This is a genomic window from Herbaspirillum lusitanum P6-12 (genome assembly GCF_000256565.1).
GTDB classification, from domain to species: domain Bacteria; phylum Pseudomonadota; class Gammaproteobacteria; order Burkholderiales; family Burkholderiaceae_D; genus Herbaspirillum; species Herbaspirillum lusitanum.
Genome location: NZ_AJHH01000451.1, coordinates 1 through 4,142 on the forward strand (window position 1 = coordinate 1; position 4,142 = coordinate 4,142).

General features: G+C 62.8%; 6 protein-coding genes. All 6 read right to left on the reverse strand.

Features of this window, described 5'->3' with window-relative positions; genetic code table 11:
• Positions 1–807: rhodanese-like domain-containing protein (locus tag HLUSI_RS28755; RefSeq protein ID WP_016834709.1), on the reverse strand; the 807-nt coding region annotated here is incomplete at its 3' end.
• Positions 804–1,421 (reverse strand): cysteine dioxygenase family protein, encoded by a 618-nt coding sequence (locus HLUSI_RS0114690; protein WP_029363546.1) that lies wholly within the window; start codon positions 1,419–1,421, stop codon positions 804–806. The genes HLUSI_RS0114690 and HLUSI_RS28755, both read right to left, overlap by 4 nt.
• Positions 1,422–1,608: 187 nt before the next feature.
• Positions 1,609–1,866 (reverse strand): YfhL family 4Fe-4S dicluster ferredoxin, encoded by a 258-nt coding sequence (locus HLUSI_RS0114695; RefSeq protein ID WP_016834711.1) that lies wholly within the window; start codon positions 1,864–1,866, stop codon positions 1,609–1,611.
• 72 nt (positions 1,867–1,938) lie between these two features.
• Positions 1,939–2,427, reverse strand: coding sequence for a pantetheine-phosphate adenylyltransferase (gene coaD / locus HLUSI_RS0114700; RefSeq protein ID WP_029363547.1), 489 nt, complete (start codon positions 2,425–2,427; stop codon positions 1,939–1,941).
• Between the two features lie 50 nt (positions 2,428–2,477).
• The gene (gene rsmD / locus HLUSI_RS0114705) at positions 2,478–3,140 is read right to left on the reverse strand and encodes a 16S rRNA (guanine(966)-N(2))-methyltransferase RsmD (protein ID WP_016834713.1); all 663 of its coding nucleotides are present in this window, start codon (positions 3,138–3,140) and stop codon (positions 2,478–2,480) included.
• A 46-nt stretch (positions 3,141–3,186) separates the two neighbouring features.
• The coding region (locus HLUSI_RS28760) for a M16 family metallopeptidase (RefSeq protein WP_016834714.1) at positions 3,187–4,142 on the reverse strand (956 nt) is incomplete at its 5' end.

Genomic DNA, 4,142 nt, shown 5'->3' on the forward strand with positions numbered 1-4,142 from the left:
AACGCCGGCGCGCTCCGCCACGGCGAGAGCGTCGGCCGCCGCCTGTACGCGCGTTGCCGCCGTCAGCTCAACCGGAAATTGGCGGCTGTTGCCGTGTTCGAGTTCTTGCCCGGCCAGCGTCCAGCCGATGGTGCCGTTGCGCAGCGCGTGGACCGGGTTGGGAATGCCGGCGTTGACCAGCGATTGCGTACCGATGATGCTGCGCGTCCGGCCGGCGCAGTTGACGATCACGCGCGTGTTCGGATCCGGCGCCAGCTCGCGCACGCGCAAGACCAGCTCGGCGCCGGGCACGCTGATCGAGGTCGGGATGTTCATGTTCTGGTATTCGTCGAAGCGGCGCGCATCGAGCACCACCACGTTTTCCTTCGCGTCGAGCAGAGCCTTTACCTCGGGCGCCGACAGCGAAGGCGTGTGACGCTTGCTTTCCACCAGTTCGCCGAAGGATTTGCTAGGCACGTTGACGTCCTGGAACAGTTCGCCGCCGGCGGCCTTCCACCCCGCCACGCCGCCGTCGAGCACGCTGACGTTGCTATAACCGAGCGCGACGAAACGGCCGGTAGCCTTCTGCGCCAGGCCTTCGCCGTCGTCGAGCACGACAATCGCGGTGTCGCGCCGCGGGATGCGCGCGTAGGCCAGCAGCTCCAGGTGCGAGAACGACAGATTGGAGGCGAACAGCGGATGCGCTTCGGCGTGCGGCGCTTCTTCGCGCACGTCGAGCAGTGCAATTTCACGGCGCGCCAGGAGATCGTCGCGGACTTGTTGAAAGTTTCGTGTATCAACGCCAATGGGGATGCGGATGCTGCTCATGTCGTCTTCGTCTCCTTGGATAAATCCCAGATGTTGGGCAGCGTGTCGTTCGAATAACCCGAGATGAAGGCCTTGCGCGTGCCGTCCGGCTGATACACCGAACGATGCACCGCGCCGATGTTGGCGCCGTAGACGTGCACGCTGATCGACACCCGGTCCGCATGCGCATTGTGCACGCGGTGGATATCGTCGAGGCCGTCGACATTGGGCGAAATCGGCTCCACCATGCCGGGCGTCAATTGTATCGGTTCTCCGTGCGGCGCGAGCGAGCGCTTGCCGTCGCCCTCGTCCCAACGGTAGGACTGCGAATATTCCGAGCCGCGCAGCATGCCGATCAGGCCCCATACGGTATGGTCGTGCACCGGCGTTTGCTGGCCCGGTCCCCAGACGAAGCTGACCACCGAAAAACGCTGCGCCGAATCGACATGCAACAGGTATTGGCGATAGCGTTCCGGATCAGGTTGGGCATAGGCTTCCGGCAGCCAGTCGTCGACTGCGACCAGGTCGCGCAGGAGCTCGGCGCCGTCGTGCAGGATGGCCGCTTCGGCGCTTTCACGCCCGAGCAAATCGGAGAAGGAAGTGATGAAATGACGCAGGCGCTGATGATTGGGCATGGCTGTTTTCCCGGCGGGGCGGCCGCTGGAATCCATCGGCACGCGCGTGAAACTGCGAAAAAAGTGGCGAGCGATGATGATACCGCGCCAGCAGCGCACGGCAGAAATACCAACTGCCTATATGCAAGCAGGTTTTTCTTATGAGACGAGAAGAAGGAAAAGAAGAAAGGAAGTGCGGGAGGAACGATCAGCTCTTGGCCGCGGCCTGCAACGTTTCATACTTGAGCATCAGTTGCTCTTTGGATTCGCGCCAGGCGGGATCGAACGGGATGCAGGCGACCGGGCAGACCTGCTGGCATTGCGGCTCATCGAAGTGGCCGACGCATTCGGTGCACTTGTTGTGGTCGATTTCATAGATCTGCGGCCCCATGTAAATCGCCTCGTTCGGGCACTCGGGCTCGCAGACGTCGCAATTGATGCAATCATCGGTGATCATCAGTGCCATACAAACGCTTCCTTTACATGCAGCATGCCGTCGGACTGCCGACCGGTTTCGTTCCGGCAGGCAATGCAGACATTACAAATCCATCTTGGCCATCTTTTCCTTCAGCCATTTTTCGACCGAGGGAAATACAAACTTCGACACGTCGCCGCCCAGCAGGGCGATTTCGCGCACGATGGTGCCCGATATGAATTGATATTGGTCCGACGGCGTCAGAAACAAGGTTTCCACGTCGGGCAACAGATAACGATTCATGCCGGCCATCTGGAATTCGTATTCGAAATCCGATACCGCGCGCAGGCCGCGCACGATCACGCGGGCATTGTTTTGCCGCACGAAATCCTTGAGCAGCCCGGAAAAACTTTCCACCTGGACATTCGGGTAGTGTCCGAGTATTTCATTTGCTATCGACAGGCGCTCCTCGAGGGAGAAAAACGGCTTCTTGTTTTTGCTGTCCGCTACGCCTACGACCAACTTGTCAAACAATCCCGATGCGCGTCTTACCAGATCTTCATGGCCACGCGTCAACGGATCGAATGTTCCCGGATAAACAGCTGTCACCATCAGGGTCTCTCCTCACCAGCTAAGCAATCAGAACGCGCATTATGCCTGAATTAGTCGATGTTTTTGCGCCGCAATAAATGATAGAAGACCATGCCGGCCTTGTCGGCGCGCACCACTTCCCAGGCTTGCATCCATGCGGGGGCGTCGGCGCCGTCGAGGGCGAACTCGGCTTCGGCATAGACCAGGCCTGTGGGCGCCAGCAGTTGCTGGCAGGCCGGCAGCACCTTTTCCAGCCAGCCCTGGTGATAGGGCGGATCGATGAAGACCAGCTGGAAGCCGCCCGGCTCGCGTTGTGCTGCGTTCTGCGCCGCCGCCAAGGCGTCGCCGCGCAGGATGGCCAGGGTGGCGGCCTTGAGCTTGTCGCGGTTGGCTTCGAGCTGGCGCACGGCGGGGCCGCTGTGCTCGACCATGACCACGCGGCGCGCGCCCCGACTGGCAGCTTCGAAGCCGAGTGCGCCGGAACCGGCGAAGAGGTCCAGGCAGGACACCTCTTCCCAGTTGCCATCGATGAGATGGGTGATCCAGTTGAAGACGGTCTCGCGCACCCGATCCGGTGTGGGCCGCAGGCCTTCGGCGTCCAGCACCGGCAAGGGGGTGCGCTTCCACTGGCCGCCGATGATGCGCACCTGGTGCGGGCCGCCATTGGCGGGCTTGCTGGGCTTGCCGGGCTTGGCCGGCTTGCCGCCGGGACGGGAGGGACTGCTCTTGCTCATGGAATTCCTTGCTGCCTGCAACTTGGGGGATTAGGGGATGAAGGGTCTAGGGGGCGCTTTCGCCGACGATGATGGTGGACAATTCTTCCGGATGCACATGCTTGCGGAAGGCTGCGCGCACGTCCTGCACGCTCACGGCGCGGATGCGTTCGATCCAGTGATCCAGGTAATCCAGCGGCAGGCCGTAATAGCCGATCACCGCGAGGTTGTCGAGAATCTTGCGATTGTTGTCGATGCGCAGCGCGAAGCCGCCGACCAGGTTGTCCTTGGCCGCCTTGAGCTCTGCCGCGGTCGGACCGTCGCGCAGGTAGTCGGCCAGCGTGCGGCGCACCACCCCGAGCGCTTCGGCGGTCTGCTCCTGCTTGGTCTGCAGGCCGATCTGGAACGGCCCCTTCTGCGCCAGCGGCGAGAAGTAGCTGTAGACGCTGTAGGTCAGCGCGCGCTTTTCGCGCACTTCATTGGTCAGGCGCGAGACGAAACCGCCGCCGCCGAGGATGTAGTTGCCGACCGTCAGCGCGAAGAAATCCGGATCGCCGCGCACCAGCGCCGGCATGCCGATCAGGATATGCGACTGCGAAGCGGGATGGCTGATGCGCTGGTCCTTGGGCGCGGTGAGCGCGACTTCCGGCAAGGCCGGCAACGCCAGGCCTTGCGGCAACTGCTGCGTCAGCCTTTGCGCGATCTGGTCGGCCTGGGCGCGCGTGACGTCGCCGATCATGGCGACCACGGCGCGGTTGGCGACATAGTGCGTGCGATGGAAGGCGACCAGGTCGTCGCGCGTAATGGCGGCAACGCTGTCTTCGCTTTCCTGGCGCGCGTAGGGATGCGTTCCGTAGAGCGCCGCCCAGAATGCCTTGGCGGCGATATCTTCGGCCTTGGTCTGCGACTCGCGCACGTCGGCGATGGTGCGTGCCTTGTCGCGGGCGAACAGCGCCTCGGGGAAGCTCGGCTGCGCCAGCGTGCGCGCCAGCAAGCCGATCGCAGCGTCGCGTTCGGCGGCAC

Coding starts and splice junctions, on each gene's coding strand:
- HLUSI_RS0114690 (WP_029363546.1), bottom strand. CDS start 1,421: ATGCCCAATCATCAGCGCCTGCGTCATTTCATCACTTCCTTCTCCGAT.
- rsmD (WP_016834713.1), bottom strand. CDS start 3,140: ATGAGCAAGAGCAGTCCCTCCCGTCCCGGCGGCAAGCCGGCCAAGCCC.
- coaD (WP_029363547.1), bottom strand. CDS start 2,427: ATGGTGACAGCTGTTTATCCGGGAACATTCGATCCGTTGACGCGTGGC.
- HLUSI_RS0114695 (WP_016834711.1), bottom strand. CDS start 1,866: ATGGCACTGATGATCACCGATGATTGCATCAATTGCGACGTCTGCGAG.